The organism is Haliea alexandrii, assembly GCF_003719295.1.
Classification (GTDB): domain Bacteria; phylum Pseudomonadota; class Gammaproteobacteria; order Pseudomonadales; family Halieaceae; genus Haliea; species Haliea alexandrii.
This window is the reverse complement of the sequence record NZ_RFLW01000001.1, coordinates 1,371,043-1,387,411: the sequence shown is the minus strand read 5'-3', so window position 1 is coordinate 1,387,411 and position 16,369 is coordinate 1,371,043. Positions and strand designations below refer to the sequence as shown.

Here is a 16,369-nt window from a genome sequence, read left to right as displayed (position 1 = left end):
ACGGGGATGCAACCGCGGCCGGGGCCGAGAGGCCGGATTGAGACGCCCTGTGAGCTGCGCATGCCTGCTGCTGCTTGGCCTGTGGACGATACTGTTTTCGCCGGGGCCTGTGGCGCAGCCGGAAGCCTCAGCCTCGCCATACGGTGCATCGCCTGACCTGTCGGCGCCCGAAGCCACGCTCAATCCGGGTTCTGCCTACCCGATGGGAGGTTCCAGCTCGCTGCGTTTCACCCTGACCCGAGCACAGTACGCCCTTGGCTGGACTGACCATGTCGCGACGAAAAGCGGCGCAGCGGGTGCAGATGAAAAAATGCTGACTATTTTCTTCACTGTTGAGAACGCCGGTCGCGACGAGCTCCGATTCCGGGACAGTACGCTGGAATTCCTCGCAATTGACGAGCAAGGGCTGGTGCATGAGCGCGATGCACCGATGGAAATCCGCACCGCCCGTTTCACCGCTGCCGCCGCGGCCGCTGACCATAAATTCTCGGAGACACTCCTGCATCCAGGGGAGCCGCTGGCCTTGTACACCGCGATTCTAGTACCCAAGCGACTGCGCATTACACGCCTCCTTGTCAGGGACAACAACGCGGAACTCACCTTCCCGCTCACGGGCGTCATCGAGACACTGCCATCCGCGTTTCAAGATGGTCACCACGAAGTTGTGCGCGAGGAGTTCGAAGTGGGAGCAGGTCAGTTCCTGCCTGCTCCCTCCTTCGATATTCGTATTGATGGGTCAGAGGTCACGGACGATCCAGCACGATTGGGGCGAAAAACGGCGCCAGGTTCAGAGCGCTGGTCCTTGGTGCGCATGACCGTGCGCAACCGCGCGGAACGCGACCAGGTGTTCTCTCGCGGAAGCTTTCGCGAGACGCGGATAGTGGATACGGCAGGTGAATGGCATGAGCCGCGACTCATCCTCCGTGCCGCAGCTCCCGAGAAAGATCGACCGCGAATTGAGCCGACCCAAACCGGTGAGTTCATTCTCGCCTTCCGACTCCCGGAGGAAGCCGTGCCCAACCATTTGCGGCTACAGGTGACCGGTACAGATGGTAACTTGTCGCACCGCTTTATCGTCGGGCTGGGCGGCGGCCCCACGCTGGGCGGAGACGCGGGGACTCCTGTGGCAGCCGGCGTCCTCTATGTCGGTGCCTACGCACTCCAGGCTGAGGCGCCTCTCACCTCTGTACTCCCCGCCATCCAGGCTGACGAACCCGAATCCGCACCGCCGCCCGTACCATGGAACTGGGGTGAGACAGTTCCCGGGTACAACGGTGGTGGCGAAGAAAGCGCGGCCTCTGGTGACGTCTCCATGCAGGATCTGCCGCGAGTGACGATTACGCTCAGCAGCATTGAGGGCTGGAGTGTAACGGAGAATGATGGTGATGAACCCTATCTGTCAGTCTGGAGTTTTCGCGGGCAACTGAGGCCCGGTGGTTACGGCACGGGCGTCGTCGTCCTGGAATCCCGCATGGTGACGCTGGGTAACAACGGATTTTTGTCCGTCGCTAGAGTGCCCTACGCGCCGAACAGCGACCAGTTCCGACAGTGGTTTCCCTATACATTCGAGAATGTGAAGCCCTACGAGTTTTACGGCGTCGTAGTCACGCTAGCTGAAGCCGACAGCAGCTCCCATGATAGCCGCCGCGGTTTCGGGCAGCGACTCGGTACCGCGATGGATACTGTAATACGCACACATGTGAACGGTGCGCCCGCAGTAGACACGGACGACGCCACCAGAGCAACGCAGAGCAGCTATCTGAGTCGCTTGAACCAGATGGCCGACGCAATGCGCGACGTCAACGTCAGCAACCTTTTCAGTGCAACGGCCGGTAACAGTTCACTCAACAGCGATGATTACCTGGCAACCCGTGTCTACTTCGGCACGCATCTGCCAGCGCTGGCGCGTGGCGGCAACAGTACCACTGTGATGCGGAGCCCAGCGACCTGGAGCGAGCTGATCGAAGCGGGATCAAATATGGGCTTACCGGTTCCCTATGAGCTGCTCTGGCGCCACAGCATACCGTGACTGATAGGCAAGTGAACCCCTTCACAAACTGTGTAAACAGTGTGGCTGTCGAGGGGCAGCCACCTTTTCTGAGAAATTCGCTCCGAGATGGCGGTAATCAGCCTTCGTTTGCGTTAGAGCCTGTGTAGCCGCCACCGGGCGCGCGGCAAAGCTCGACAAAACACCGGGGATTTCTCATGAATAAAGATGTTCAATTGGCTGGCCGAAAAAGCCGCGCTTCAGCGCATCCAAGACCGTGGTTTTTGGCCGGTTTTCTCGGCCTTGTTGCCACCTGGACAGCGGCCGGCGAGACCGCAGACGCGGCACGCCAGGGCATCACGGTGCACGGCAACTGGACCATCACCGTTTCCGACAGTGAGGGCCGCGAGGTCTCGACCAGACATTTTCGCAATGCGCTGCTACCGTCGGGAGAATTTCTGCTCGTCCGCCTGCTCACCTTCGGTTCGGAGATCGACAACTCCCTGAGCAGCTGGCGCATCCTGGTGGGCACGTCCGGGACGGTCGACAGCGCGGAATGCAATGCCCTGACGGGTTTGCCGATCCCGGTGGACATTGGCTTCGATCTCGCCACACGCGCGTCACTGACGCTTAACGACGCACGCACCGCGTTCACGCTGGAGCGTGACCTGAAGCTCCCCGCTACTTGCATCTCCGGCGCAAGCTACAGTATTTCTGAGGTTTGGTCCGCGGCACAATATAAAGTGAACTCGCCCGGCCCCTTTCCAGATCCGGCCTTCCTCCTTCCCAAAAAAGCGCCGTTCACGATGAAGACGCTCGACTCGGCCGTCGTTGTTCTGCCGGGCCAGGTCGTGTCCCTCAGCGTTACATTTTCTTTTAGTTGAGGCTGCGTCGATGGTCCGCGCCGCCTGTCCGTTCCGTAACGCGCCTCGCCTAAAGCCGCTGGTGCTGGCGTCGCTGCTGATGGCTTTCGCCCACGCGCCCCTGGCTGCTGAGCCCGAGTATGTGCCGGATGTCGGCCCGGGTTCAGTAGCCGATCCGGCCCTGTCCGGCGACGCCAAGGTCATGGCCTGGGCAGATCGAAATGGGGCCACCCCTACACTATATCTGCGCAACCTCGAGACTGACACGCAAACCACCTTGTTGCTGAGAACCACCACCTGGGACGCCGATCTCGACTTTCCCAATGCGGTAGGGCCATCCCTCAGCGACGACGGAACCCGCATCGCTCTGGTTGTCGACCGTCCGGGTAGGGGCAGACGGCCCGAAGCCCTGCTGGTGGTCGATAATTCCGGCGCGCAGTTGGCCAGGGTTACGGCAAGCCTGGGGTCGGGAGAAATTGCAGACTTCCAGGACCGAGCCTTCATCAGCGGCGACGGCCGCTACGTGACTTTCTCTAGCGAGGGACGCCGCTTCGAAGCCACGGGCATCAGCGGCAGCGGCCTGCTCACGTTTGGCGATGACTTTACAATCAAGACCCTGAGGTTGGAGGTCGCGACAGGGGCGCTAACGCTCGCTGCGTTCGACGCCACGGGTGCGTTGCCAAACGATGACTCGTCAGCGCAGGGCATTTCGGATAACGGGCAGTTCGTTTTGTTCTGCTCGAATGCGACCGACTTGCCCGCTGCCAACGGCAGACCGCAGGCATACCGCAGTGCCCCGGGTAATGGCACGGTCATGCAGGTGAGCCAGGATACCTTGGGTGCCACCGTTTCCGGAATCTACTGCGGCGATGACCTTTTTGGAGATGAGAACCTCGGGATCTCCGATAACGGCCAGCGGGTGGTGTACACGGAAAATCGGGATACGGCCGCCGATGGCGAGGATCACACCTTTGTGTGGACCGAAGGTGCAGGTAGCCGTGAAATCACAGGCCTGCAAAAGTACGCCTCCGTAGCCATCTCCGGCGATGGGCTCTGGCTGGCGCCGGAGGACGAACCTTTCAGCCGCCTGGACATCGACACTGGCACAACAGACGCGGTGCCCTTCCGCATCCACAGCCCGCGCATCAGCGACAATGGCGGCACCTTACTCTTCTTCAACGATATGCTACCCCGCCCGGCCGGGCAAACCGGTGGCTGGTGGGTCCTGCGCTACGCAACGGCGCCGCCGACCCCGGACCCTCCACCCCTGTTACTGCACCTCGAAGAGCGCATCACCATCGGCGATGGGACGCGAACACTGCCGGGAGTGCGGCTGGCAGTCAATGAAACGGTCAGCGTTGGCCACGCCATCTCCCCGCTGACTCCGCCGCCGTCAGTCAATGGCATTGAGCTAGTCATCAATCCCCCCTTGCTTCCGGGGGACGTGTTCAATGCATCAGCCACCGGCTTCAAGCCGTTCTCCCTAGTGCGCGCCTGGCTGCAGTCCACCCCGGTGTTAGTCGGGGAGGAGGAGGCAGACGAATTCGGCCGCGTGAGCTTCGTGATCACGGTGCCGGAAAACTTCCCGCCCGGGCCGCATACGCTGGTGCTGCTGGGTGTTGCGCCCGATGGGAGCGAGCGCCGCCTCGAGGCGCCCATTACCGTCAGCTCACGGGGCGCCGGAGTCGAAGGGAGTGTCGTGGCGATTCCTGCAGGCCAACCCTGGTCTCTCCTGCTGCTTGTTTTCGGCTTGTTGGGGATCGCGGGTATGCAGTTGCGGAAACTTTCGGCGAGGAAAAGTTGAACGCTTGACTGCAGCGCCACGCACTACGCGACCGTCAGATAATGAACACTGAACAGCTCATCCGCATCCAGCCAGCTCTTTTCCAACGCGAAACCGGCAGACTCGCTCAAGGCTGAAAAATGCTGCAGGCTATACTTGTAGGAGTTCTCGGTGTGCAGCGTCTCGCCCTGCCTGAAGTGAACACTGCCCCCATTCACCGCAACCGTCTGCGCCTCGTTGCTGACCAGGTGCATTTCAATGCGTTTGAGCTCGCTGTTATAGAAGGCCCGGTGTGAGAACGTATCTTGCCTGAAATTGCCGTCAGCCTGCCGATTCAGCGCGTTGAGGATATTCAGGTTGAACTGGGCGGTGACACCACGGGAATCGTTGTAAGCGGCGTTCAGCCGGGCCTCTGACTTGTGCAGATCCACCCCGATCAGGATACCGCCGTCGCGACCCAGCCAACGGCGCAGGCCGGAGAGAAACGCCTGCGCCTGCGAGGGCTCCATGTTGCCAATAGTGGAACCCGGGTAGAACACAACGCGGCGCCCCACAGGCAATTGCACCTGCTCCTGCCACGGCGACCCGAAATCAGCACACACCGCATGGATCTTGAGCCACGGATATTCACCCCCGAGTTTTACCGCCGTTGCGTACAGAAACTCGCTGGAGATATCGACCGGCACATAGGCCGCTGGCCGCAGGGCGTCCAACAGCAGGCGAACTTTTTCGCTGTTACCACTGCCCGGCTCAATCAGCACGCAGTCGGCGCCACAGCAAGCGGCTATTTCAGCGGCATAGTCATCGAGAATGCCCTTCTCGGTGCGGGTCGGGTAGTACTCTGGCTGTTGTGTGATCTGTTCGAACAGTGCCGAGCCGTGGGCGTCATAGAAATACTTGGGGTCAACACGCTTCTGCGCCCGCTGCAACCCGGCAAGGAGCTCGGCACGACTTTCGGTTTGCGCCGGGTGCAGGTTCTCAAACACCACGTTGGCCGGCGCAGCGCTGCTGAGATGGTCGGTATCGTCTCGTTTGCCATCCATGACTAAAGATCTCTCGCCAGACGCAATCCACTGAACTGCCAGCGGTCCTGCGGATAAAAGAAATTTCTATAGGTGGTGCGCACATGCCCCCGCTGGCTGACACAGGACCCACCCCGGAGCACCCACTGATTGGCCATGAACTTGCCGTTGTACTCGCCAATGGCGCCGGCACCTGCTTTAAAGCCCGGATAAGGCCTGTAGGCAGAACCCGTCCATTGCCAGCAATCGGCAAACAATTGCAGCAGAGGGCCCGTGCCACTCGCGGCGGTGGGATGCAAACGCGATGGAAGGAATAAGGATTCGGGGTGCGACTGCGCGCCCGCGGCGGCTTCCCACTCGAATTCGGTGGGCAGGCGTGCGCCCGCCCAACTGGCGTAAGCATCCGCCTCGTAGCCGCTCAAGTGGGTAACCGGCACGTGCGGAGCGCGCGGTTGTACGCCATACAAGGTGAACTGCGCGGGTGTCGAACCTTCGTCAAGCCAGTACAGCGGTCGACGCCAACCCTGTTCCTGCACTACGGCCCAGCCATCTGCCAGCCAGAACTCGGGGCGACGATAACCGCCGTCATCGATAAATGCCTGGTATTCCTCGTTGGTGACCAGCCGATTCGCGAGCGCAAAGGGGTTCAGATACACGCGGTGAGCGGGGCCCTCGTTGTCGAACGCAAACAGGTTGCTCGCTGTCGCTTCCGACCGCGCACCAACTTCAACCAGACCGCCGGCATATTCCAGCCACCGTAACGCTTGTCTATCGGAAGGTGCGGTTGATGGCAGCGAGGGTAATGCCCTGTACGCCGGGTAGAGCGGGTTGGCAAACAATGAATACTTGAGGTCGGTGTAGAACAGCTCCTGGTGCTGCTGCTCATGCTCAATGCCAAGGCGGCTGCGCTGCAAAATCGCGGCACGCTGCGGGTGTGCGTTATCTTCGAGCAACCGCGCCATGGCACCGTCAACATGCGAACGGTAGGCCCTGACTTCATTCACGGTAGGGCGCGACAGCAACCCGCGCTGGGGTCGAGAAAACTGTTGCCCGACCCCGTTGTAATAGGAATTGAATAACACCGCGTACTGCGCGTTGGGCGTTTCATAATCGGGAAGAAACGGGATAAGCAGAAATGTTTCGAAGAACCAGCTGGTGTGGGCAAGATGCCATTTTGGCGGGCTGGTGAAGGCCTCGGCCTGCAAGCCATAGTCTTCGATGGCCAATGGCTCGCACGCCGCCAGTGATTGCGCGCGCACCTGCCTGAAATGTTCGTACAACCCCTGTTCAGGCATCGTTGGCGACCTCGCCGGTGGGAATACAATACCCTCCGACCTCGACATGGTCGGGCGCAAGCATCGTCATGAGCAGCCCACCCTCGGGCGAACACTGCACCGCGCTCAGGGTGTTGAAACGATGAGACCAGTAATCTGCCAGTACCCTGACGGCCGAACCGGTGGCCGCATCCTCGGGCACACCGTATTGAGGCGCGAAATAGCGCAGCGTGATGGCAGCGTTACCGGACGCGGGTTGTGCTGCCGTGCAGATGACCGCGCGTTGTGACCATTGCGTCAGGGCTCGCCCCGGCGGTGCGAGGCCCCTGAGGTCATAATCATCCGGCCATTGCAGCACCAGGTAACCGCGCTCGCCACCGCAGATCGCTGCTGCCACCGGCTGCGGCCGCTGGGGGAAAACGGCTGCTGTCCACGCGGGCACCGTGGCCGCCACTACGTTCTCACGCCGAAACCTCAACCAGGTAAGGCCATTGCTGTGCCAACAGTGCACAGTGCTCTGGTGCATGGAAAGTATCAACAGGTCGCGATGCGGGCGCTGCAGCCAGATGTGCGCCACCGCCAACAGGCCGTGGCCACAACACTCAATCGGGCGTCCCTGCGGTGTGAAGCAGCGTACAAAGACTACAGCGCCTTCCGTAGCCTCTTCCGTCCACGACTGGCAGACCGTGTGCCTGGAAGCATTCGCAGGCGGAGTGGCGGGGGCGCAGTCAAGGACCTGCACCAAGCAAACATTCCCGCCGGCGGCTTCTACAGAGAACCCGTCGGCGGCAGGAACGAAGGCGCGAATCGTGTGCTCTGCCACGCTGTGCCGTTATCGGGTAGCCCGCCTCACGCCGCTTCAGGCGTGTTTGCGCGCCACCTCCCGAAAGACATCAGCAAAAATATCCAGACCCTCGCGAAGAATATCGTCTTCAATGGTCAACGCCACGAAGAGTTTATTGACATGACCATCCGCGCCGCAGGTCTCGGAGATCAGCATGCGCTCGAAAGCCGCAGCGGACACTTCAGCCGCAAACCCGTCGATGGGCGTTTCGATGCCCACTACCAGGCCACGACCCTTGACCCTGCTGTTCAGCTGGGGAAACTCGTCTCGCAGCCCGCGCAGTGTCTCGAGCACAATCTCGGACTTGCGATAAACCTCTTGCGTGAGGTGGTCATCGGACCAGTACTGGTCGATGAGTTCCTTTGCTGCAACGAAGGCGAGCGAATTGCCGCGGAATGTGCCGGTGTGCTCACCCGGAGACCAGACATCGACCTCGGGGTTGATGAGCAGCACTGCCATGGGGTTGCCACCGCCAATGGATTTAGACAGACAGATAAGATCGGGCCTGATCCCCGCCTCTTCAAACGAGAAAAACTTGCCGGTACGGCCATTGCCAACCTGAATGTCGTCGACGATCAGCAGAATGCCATGCTTTCGACACAGTTTTTCCAGACCCTGCAACCAGGCGCTGGAAGCCACATTGATACCGCCTTCGCCTTGCACCGTTTCCACAATCACCGCCGCCGGTGCTTCCAGGCCGGAGCCCTTGTCATCCAGATAGCGTTCAAAAATATACAGGGTGTCCATGTCGCCCAGGAAGCCGTCGAAGGGCATGAAATTCACTGCCCCGCGCGCACCGTAGGATTCATCGCGGTAGGCCTGGTTGCCGGTCACGGCCAGTGCACCCATGGTGTGGCCGTGGTAGCCGTTGGTGAATGCAACGATCAGGTTGCGTCCTGTGGCCTGCCGGGCAAGCTTCATGGCAGCTTCGGTACAGTTGGTGCCGGTCGGCCCCGTGAACTGGAGCTTGTACTCCATCTGCCGCGGCTCGAGAATCTTCTCAATGAAGGTTTCCAGAAAGGCCTTCTTGGCCACGGTGGCCTTGTCGAGGCCATGCGCAATACGCCGATCCTGCAAATACTGGATTTGCGCTTCCACAGCGCGCTCCGGGTTGTGTCCGTAATTCAGCGTGCCGGCGCCGGCAAAAAAATCGATATAACGACGGCCGTCCTCATCAAACAATTCCGAGCCAACAGCCTTGTCAAAAACCGTGGGAAATGAGCGGATGTAACCTCTAACCTCGGATTCGTACTCGTCAAAAACTTCCACGGGTTTTTTTCTCCTGTGCGGGTGCGGATGTGGGAGATGTTCGATTATAGCGCAATCGCGCGCGTCATTCCTGTCGCCGCGGGTCGTTCCCGTCAAACCAACTGCCAGGTGTCACAAACAGGGCGCCGACTGTCCCCAACAGCTTCACAGCCCTGCTTGCCCGGGGAGCGGTTTCGGCATATTCTGTGCCGTTATAATTTGGCATAATATGTGTCGCTATAAAACAGAAACTCGGGGAACGCCACAATGACTGCAACCCGGCCGCTAGTCGCCGCACTTCTCATCGTCAGCAACGGAGCACTGGCCCAGGCCGGAGCCTTGGAGGAAGTGATCGTCACGGCAACCAAGCGGGCGGAAAGTCTTCAAGACATTGCCGTCACGGTAACCGCGTTTACCGAAGATGAGATCCAACAAGCCAACATCCGCGATGCGTCTGATATCGCCCTGTTGACGCCCGCACTCAACATCAATGCCAATATCAGCCCCTTCAGCACGCGTATTGCCATCCGCGGCATAGGCACACCGGGATCGACATTTCTTGAACCCTCAGTGGGCACCTTCGTCGATGGCGTCTATCTGAATCGCTCTGGCCTCGCAGTATCCGACCTGGTGGATGTAGAGCGCATTGAAGTTCTGCAGGGACCGCAAGGCACGCTGTACGGCAAGAACACCAACGCCGGCGCCATCAGCATTACCACCAAAGCACCCAACCTGGACGACCCCGAGGGTCATCTGGAGTTGACCGCGGGCAACTACGCGATGAGCCGGCTTACCGGCGCGCTCTCCACTCCCATCAGCGACACCGTTGCTTTCAGAGTGGCAGGCAATGCACACCAGCGCGACGGCTACCTGCAGAACGCTGCCGGCCCGGATCTCAACGACGCCGACGAGTGGAACCTCATCGGCAAAGTACTGTGGGAGCCCACCGCACGACTGTCTGTACTACTGCAAACCAGCCACCTGCGGCGCGACATGAATTGCTGCGCGCCGGATTCCGTGCACGACCCCATTGCCGAGCAGGCAATTATCGACCGAGGATTACCGCCGCTGGGCAATAATCCTTTTGACCAGCGAACCGCCCAGGACACGCTCACCCCGTTCAAGCAGGAATCCACTGCCGCCTCTCTGCATGTCGACTACGAGACAGAGTGGGGGATGATGGAATCGATTACCGCCTGGGACGAGTACGACGTAGAGTCCTCACAGGAAACCAGTCGCTCGGTATTGGACACCACGTTCCTCAACCAGCCGCAGTCCGGGAACAGCTTCTCCCAGGAGCTGCGTTTCAGTGCCAGTACCGATCACATTGACTACATGCTCGGCCTGTACTACTTCCAGCAGGACACCCGCGAGTTTGAAGGCGAACTGGGCGCACTGGTAGGCGCTGATGTTGGCGTCGGCACAGGCATTTTCGGCCCCCAACTGGGCCTGATTGCGGCCGCAGGGGACAGCTCCGTCCAGGACAATCACTTTGCCACTGAAACCATCGCCCTGTTCAGCCGGGCCAGCTGGCAGATGAGTGACGACTGGCAATTCACCGCCGGCCTGCGCTGGAGCGAAGAGCAAAAGGACGCCGACCTGTTTGTGGCAGTGGAGTCCTCCGCGCTGACAGCACAAAGCCCGGAGAACCTGCCTGCGCCCCTGCTTGCCCTACTGGCACAACAGGGAATCTTCCCGCCATTTTCACTGCTCGCCGCCGCCCGCCCGGAAATTGATGAGCGCTTCAGCCGCAAGGCAGACAATGTCGACTGGCTGGCCAGCCTGAGCTACAACCTGACGGCCAGCAATCTGCTCTTTGGCAGCGTGTCCACAGGTACCAAGTCAGGCGGTTTCAATGGTGTGGCCGGTGCCTCGGAGGAACGGGAATTCGATGATGAAGACACCATCAGCTACGAACTGGGACTGAAGAGCACGCTGCTTGACGCGCGTCTGCGCCTCAACTCCACCCTGTTTCTGACGGAGATCAACCAACTGCAAAGCTCGCAGCAGGCGGCATCGGGGTTGGGGCAGGTCACGTCCAACCAGGGTGAAGCCGAGGTGTCGGGTGTCGACCTGCAGCTGGACGCCCTGCCGGCCTCCAACCTCACTCTGAGCCTGGGTGTACAGTACCTGCATACCTATGAGTTCACAGAAGGCCCCGACAAGGGCCTCAAGCTGCCGTATGCCGCGGAACTCAGCGGCAGCCTCGCGGCAACGTTCGCCTTGCCTCTGGCGGACGGCAGCGCCTACCTGCGCGGCGACTACACCGTGATGGGAGATCACTGGACCAATTCAGCCAGTACCGAGCAGCTAGAGGACAAAGACCGGCAGGACCGCAGCAACATCAACGTGACCGTCGGCTGGCGCAATGACCGCTGGGCGGTCAGTGTGTGGGGCAAGAATCTGGGCGACGAAGAATACGCGGTGCAGACGCTCACGCCCTACCCTGTCACCGACACGGACGCCTACTTCCTTACCCCGCCCAGAACCTATGGTGTCACCCTGCGTTACGATTTCGACCAGGGCTGATCGTCAGACGTTGCACTTTGCCTGCGGTACTTCACCCGCATGCGGTGGGCCACCAGGAACGGCAGCAATACCAGCAGCGACAGCAGCAAGATCAAAACCGCATCCGTGTACTGAGCACGCACCGTGTTGGCAACCAGCTGCCGCATCTGTGAATACCCTGCGGGCAGCGGCAGCACGCCGTTTTCGATCTGGTATTGTGCGTAGCGTGCCTGCATACGCTGGAGCAGGCGGGGCCGGTCGCCAGCGAGATCGACAACCTCTCCGGGATCGCTGACGATATCGTACAGATGCCACTGCCCATCCCCCAGCGGCGGCCGATTGAGCACCAGCTTGTAATCACCCTGAAACAGGGCGGCATGACCGGTCAGTTCGTAGCCGACGGCATCGTCCTCTGTGTAGACACGCTGTTTTTCACCCCTCAGCAGCGGCGTCAAATCACGCCCCGTTATCGGCTGCACCGGCTTGCCCGCGTAACGCTCGCCCGGCTGCGACGTGCCAGTGAGAGACAGAATGGTTGGGGTGATGTCCGTCGCCCAGGCAAACGCGGGGAGCACTGCATTCCGGCGCTGCAGCTGCGCTCCGGCAATAATCAGCGGCACCCGCATTCCACCCTCACCCGTGTAGAATTTATAGAACGCCAGCGGGCTCGCAGCGGCACTGGCAAAACCCGGGCTGATGGTGTTGTAACTGCCTTTGAGGCCGAGGCGAGCATAGTCCACGTGGTAACCCATGAACGCGGCACCCAGACGGGAAGACAGCGCGGTGGGATCGGCGGGGCCACTGCCCTCACTGCCGTTATCCGATGTGAAAATGAAAATTGTATTCTCGTAGGCACCCTGAGACTTCAGGTAGCGGACGAGTCGCCCGAGGTGAAAATCCATGGCTTCAATCATGCCGGCGTAAACCGCCATGCGTTTGGCCTCGTACCGTTTGCGCTGCTCTGATAGCGCCTGCCAGTCACCGCTGCCCGGCATCGTCCGCAGCGCGGCATCCGCCGGCACGATCCCCAGCGCTACCGCGCGTTGCAGGCGTTCCTCACGAAGCACATCCCAGCCGCTGGCGTACACACCGTCGTAACGGTCGGTAAATGCCTGCGGTGCCTGTACCGGCATGTGCACAGCCATGAACGGGAGATAGGCGAAGAAGGGTTTGCCGTCCTGCAAATTGCTGCCGATAAACTCAATGGTCTTGTCGACAAGAAAGCGCGAGGAGTAGAAGTCATCTGGCAGGGTGAAGCGTTCACCGTCCGCAAACCAGTTGGCCTCATCATACAGCGGCAGATAGGGCCGCTGCTCCCAATTGTCAGCACCCGAGTCCATCAGGGCAACGGTGCGCTCGAACCCGCGACGGCTGGGCCGTTTTTCCGGAGTGGCACCGAGGTGCCACTTGCCCGCCATATACGTGTGATACCCAACCCCTTCCAGCAGCGTAGCAACGGTGACCACATTGTCGCCAAGCACCCCCTGGTAATGCGGGTGCCGGCGCTGTTCGGGTGCCAGCATTTCCGGAATATTCGGCACGCCGGCCAGGTGGTTGTTGACACCGGTCAGTAGCATCGCCCGGGCCGGGGCGCAATTGGCCGCCGTATGGTAATTGGTAAATCGCACACCTTGCCGGGCGAGAGCAGACAGCGTGGGGGTGTTCACCTCGCTGCCGTAAGGCGCGATGTCCGTGAAACCCAGGTCATCCGCCAGAATAAAGACGATGTTCGGCCGCGTCGCCTGCGATAGCGCCTCCGCAGCGTGCAGGTCGGGCAGGGACAAAACACAACACAGGCACAGCGCCCAAAGCGTACGCGGCGCCCGAGGACGGTTGAGCACTCAGCTTTCCTCCGGCAGATAGCGCGCTGCAACCAGCAGAATGATCGACACCAGCACTTCCGGGCCAATCAGGTGCAGTGCCAGCGCGGCATCGTGCAGCAGCCACGCAAGCACGCGCCCAAGGGCCGCCAGTGACAACAGCATGATCGCCGGGTAGTACCAGGTGCGCCGGCCGCTGATGAGAGCGATCAGCATGCAGGCGCCCAGCGTGAGAAAGAATGCTGCCATGTCTCCGACCTGAGAGCTCAGCGCAATCCCGTCACCCAGGGTCAGGCCAAAGGATGGCGCAACGCCTGCGGGGGCAATCAGCCAACGCATCCCACTCACTACAAACAACAATGCGGGCAGCAACACCAGCACACGCAGGACAATTTTTATTCGGGGCATTTGCATGACTCCTATCATCGCCGCAGTATCCTGAACGGGATTACAGCATGGCGCGCACAATGGGCAAAATCCTATTTTTGACACATTATATGCCATTATGTAACCTGCGACAGGTTAAGTCTATTCGGCCCACACGCGGCCCCGGAGATTGCGATGAAAAAAATAAGCCTGCTGGCCGGCGTGATTATCCTCGCCGCCATGATCGCCTACGGCCAACGCGCCCAACTCGCTGCACGTGTGCTGGAAAGCGGCCTGCAGGCGCGCCTGGGGGCGGACCGGATAGCCGAACTGGAAGACGGGCTGCACCTGGCGCTCTGCGGCGCCGGCGGTCCACTGCCGGCACCCCGCGCATCGGGGCCCTGCGTCGCGGTCATCGCCGGCAAGTCGCTGTTTGTGGTTGATGCGGGCACCGAAGGCGTGCGCAACCTCAACCGTATGGGCTATCAGGTCGGCAACATCCAGGCCGTTTTCCTCACACACTTTCACTCCGACCACATTGACGGACTGGGGGAGATGGGCACGGTACGCTGGGCCGGTGGCGCCAACACCACCCCACTACCGGTCTACGGCCCCAACGGGGTAGAGCGCGTTGTGGCCGGCTTTAACATGGCCTACGCGCAGGATTTTTCCTACCGCCACGCCCACCATGGGGATGCCGTTGCGCCGCTGCGGGGAGCGGGGCTGAACGCGCTGCCGTTTGCCCAGCCCGCGCCGGGCACCCTGACAACGGTACTGGAAGCCGGGAGCCTCAAGGTCGAGGCGCTGGCGGTTGACCACGCACCGGTAGAACCTGCGGTGGGTTACCGTTTCACCTACAAGGGGCGATCACTGCTTATTACCGGCGATACCGTAAAAACGGCGGGTATTGAACAGTTCGCACAGGGGGTCGACCTGCTGGTGCATGAAGCGCTGGCGCCCAACCTGGTCAACATGATGCACGAAGCCGCAGTGAAGAATGGCAACACGATTCTGGCACAGATCACCCATGACATTCCCGACTACCACGCGAGCCCGGTAGACGCGGCCGAGACCGCGCGTGACGCCGGGGTGGGTCACCTGCTTTACTACCACATCGTGCCCCCCTTGATCATTCCGGGGCAGAAAGCCCTGTTCCTGGACGGCGCGGAGGACATTTTCCCGCACTACACCATCGGCGAAGACGGCGTCAGCTTCTCCCTGCCGGCGAACAGCGACGAGATCATCATGACCCACAAGGGGCTCTAAAAGCTTCGGGCTCACCCTGCGCGCAGGCGCACGTGACGCTGGATGGCGCGGGCGACCAGCCACAGTCGATCCTGACCCCACAGCGCCAGCAGCTGCGCCCCGCTCTCATCAAGCAACCTGAAACTCGGCACACCCCAAAGGCCCGCCCGGTACATGGCCAGGCGGTTGTCCTCCAGCCGCTGCTCCCAGCCCGGCTGGCCGAGGTGCACTGCTGCCGCCTGCCAGTCGAGGCCAGCCGACTCCACTACCTTGCGCAGGCCCCTGTCACCATTGGTGTTCGTTCCCTTGGCAAACGCATGGGTGAGGAAGCTGGAGAGCAGCTCGTTGCCCTTGCCCTGAGCCACAGCCCAGGGGTACAGGGAATAGCAACGCCGGGCCGGCTCGCCAATGGGATCATAAAACCTGCCGTAGGGCACAGCCGCCTCGCGGGCTTCACGCGCGGCGTCCATAAAGATGTAAAAGCCTTTCTCGCGCGTTGCGGGCACGCCACGCATCACCATGGGTAGCACTGGCCGCACCGCCAGATTGACCCCACTGTCACGCGCCAACTGCACGGCCCGGTCGAACACAATGGCGGTGTAAGGGCTACGCAGAGACGCATAGAGCTCCAGGGTCAGGGTGCCGGTATCACGCAATCCACCCGTCTCGATGTCGGGGCGCGGCGCGATCATGGGCTCCCCGGGCTGGCGATCAAGGCCCAGGGCCGCAAGGCGCTTCTCCAGGTGATAGAGCCGGTCGACTCCCCAGTACCATTCTCCACCGTAATACAGCATGGCACCGGAGTAGTGTTTCAGGTGCGCCCGGCGCTCGCTGCCAGCGGCGATCGCTGCGGCAGTGCCCTGCCCCGAGGCGCTGCCGTGGGCAGCCGCCAGCGCGGCCAGGGCACCTGCGTCCTCGGCCCACAGCGCGTGCCCCACATCCGCAGCCAGTGCAACGAACCCCGGCGCATCTTGTGCGGCGAGGATGGCGGCAGCCTGTTGCACGTTCGCCTGCGCCGGCGGGCCGGACTGCTTGGGGAATTCGAGATTGTACTCGGGTGCCACATGAAACGCGTCGTAGCGTGACAATTGCAGTAATAAAGCAGGCTCGGCCACGTTGCGGCCCTGCGGCCCCGACACCAGGTGGCACTGGAGCTCGACGGCGTAGCGCGCCACCAGCTGCGGCAGGACCTGCGCCACCAGGTGACTGTATCCGTCATCAACCTGGTGAAAATACTCGATGCGGTGTGGCGCGCCCTGCGCGCGACGTTTCTTTTCTGCCCGCGCTCTGCGCCTGTCGACCTTCCCGGGGCTGAACAAACGGCTCATGAGGGTGGAAGTAACCCAGCGTTTCAGGGGACCAGGGTCCATGGTCGCTGCCCCACCCTGCTCGGTAAATTGCTCAGCCAT

The 16,369-nt window shown here is 61.3% G+C and carries 12 protein-coding genes; 5 read left to right on the top strand and 7 right to left on the bottom strand.

From position 1 onward, the window contains the following. The first annotated feature begins 49 nt into the window (after nucleotides 1-49). The 3 genes from EGJ68_RS06205 (at nucleotide 50) to EGJ68_RS06195 (ending at nucleotide 4,654) form a co-directional block, all read left to right on the top strand. Nucleotides 50-2,029: a hypothetical protein gene (locus EGJ68_RS06205; protein ID WP_123033606.1), complete on the top strand. Its 1,980-nt coding sequence runs from the start codon at nucleotides 50-52 to the stop codon at nucleotides 2,027-2,029. A 176-nt stretch (nucleotides 2,030-2,205) separates the two neighbouring features. Next, nucleotides 2,206-2,871, top strand: a complete 666-nt coding sequence (locus tag EGJ68_RS06200; protein ID WP_158283531.1) for a hypothetical protein — start codon at nucleotides 2,206-2,208, stop codon at nucleotides 2,869-2,871. A gap of 79 nt (nucleotides 2,872-2,950) precedes the next feature. Continuing rightward, nucleotides 2,951-4,654: a hypothetical protein gene (locus EGJ68_RS06195; RefSeq protein ID WP_158283530.1), complete on the top strand. Its 1,704-nt coding sequence runs from the start codon at nucleotides 2,951-2,953 to the stop codon at nucleotides 4,652-4,654. Between the two features lie 23 nt (nucleotides 4,655-4,677). Here EGJ68_RS06195 and egtD read toward each other — a convergent pair whose 3' ends face one another. The 4 genes from egtD to ectB all read right to left on the bottom strand — a co-directional run bounded on the left by egtD (nucleotide 4,678) and on the right by ectB (nucleotide 9,042). Next, complete coding sequence (gene egtD / locus EGJ68_RS06190) at nucleotides 4,678-5,676, bottom strand: L-histidine N(alpha)-methyltransferase (protein ID WP_123033603.1); 999 nt, start codon at nucleotides 5,674-5,676, stop codon at nucleotides 4,678-4,680. Between the two features lie 2 nt (nucleotides 5,677-5,678). Further along, nucleotides 5,679-6,950 carry an ergothioneine biosynthesis protein EgtB gene (gene egtB / locus EGJ68_RS06185; RefSeq protein WP_123033602.1) on the bottom strand — a complete coding sequence of 424 codons (1,272 nt, stop codon included), beginning with the start codon at nucleotides 6,948-6,950 and terminating at the stop codon, nucleotides 5,679-5,681. Next, a complete protein-coding gene (locus tag EGJ68_RS06180) occupies nucleotides 6,943-7,671 on the bottom strand; it encodes a PhzF family phenazine biosynthesis protein (protein WP_158283529.1) in 729 nt (242 codons plus the stop codon). Before EGJ68_RS06180 ends, egtB begins: the two co-directional genes overlap by 8 nt. A 117-nt stretch (nucleotides 7,672-7,788) precedes the next feature. Continuing rightward, nucleotides 7,789-9,042: a diaminobutyrate--2-oxoglutarate transaminase gene (gene ectB, locus EGJ68_RS06175; protein ID WP_123033600.1), complete on the bottom strand. Its 1,254-nt coding sequence runs from the start codon at nucleotides 9,040-9,042 to the stop codon at nucleotides 7,789-7,791. A gap of 246 nt (nucleotides 9,043-9,288) precedes the next feature. On the opposite strand from ectB, the gene EGJ68_RS06170 reads away from it, so the two are divergent. Beyond that, nucleotides 9,289-11,550, top strand: coding sequence for a TonB-dependent receptor (locus EGJ68_RS06170; RefSeq protein WP_123033599.1), 2,262 nt, complete (start codon nucleotides 9,289-9,291; stop codon nucleotides 11,548-11,550). Here the strand turns inward: EGJ68_RS06170 and EGJ68_RS06165 are convergent. Further along, entirely contained in the window at nucleotides 11,529-13,370 is a 1,842-nt protein-coding gene (locus EGJ68_RS06165) for an arylsulfatase (protein ID WP_233248691.1), read from the bottom strand. The genes EGJ68_RS06170 and EGJ68_RS06165 overlap by 22 nt on opposite strands. Continuing rightward, nucleotides 13,371-13,757 carry a hypothetical protein gene (locus tag EGJ68_RS06160; protein ID WP_233248690.1) on the bottom strand — a complete coding sequence of 129 codons (387 nt, stop codon included), beginning with the start codon at nucleotides 13,755-13,757 and terminating at the stop codon, nucleotides 13,371-13,373. Between the two features lie 153 nt (nucleotides 13,758-13,910). On the opposite strand from EGJ68_RS06160, the gene EGJ68_RS06155 reads away from it, so the two are divergent. After that, entirely contained in the window at nucleotides 13,911-14,981 is a 1,071-nt protein-coding gene (locus EGJ68_RS06155) for an MBL fold metallo-hydrolase (RefSeq protein WP_123033598.1), read from the top strand. Between the two features lie 11 nt (nucleotides 14,982-14,992). On the opposite strand, the gene EGJ68_RS06150 is transcribed toward EGJ68_RS06155, so the two are convergent. Further along, complete coding sequence (locus EGJ68_RS06150; protein ID WP_123033597.1) at nucleotides 14,993-16,369, bottom strand: DsbA family protein; 1,377 nt, start codon at nucleotides 16,367-16,369, stop codon at nucleotides 14,993-14,995.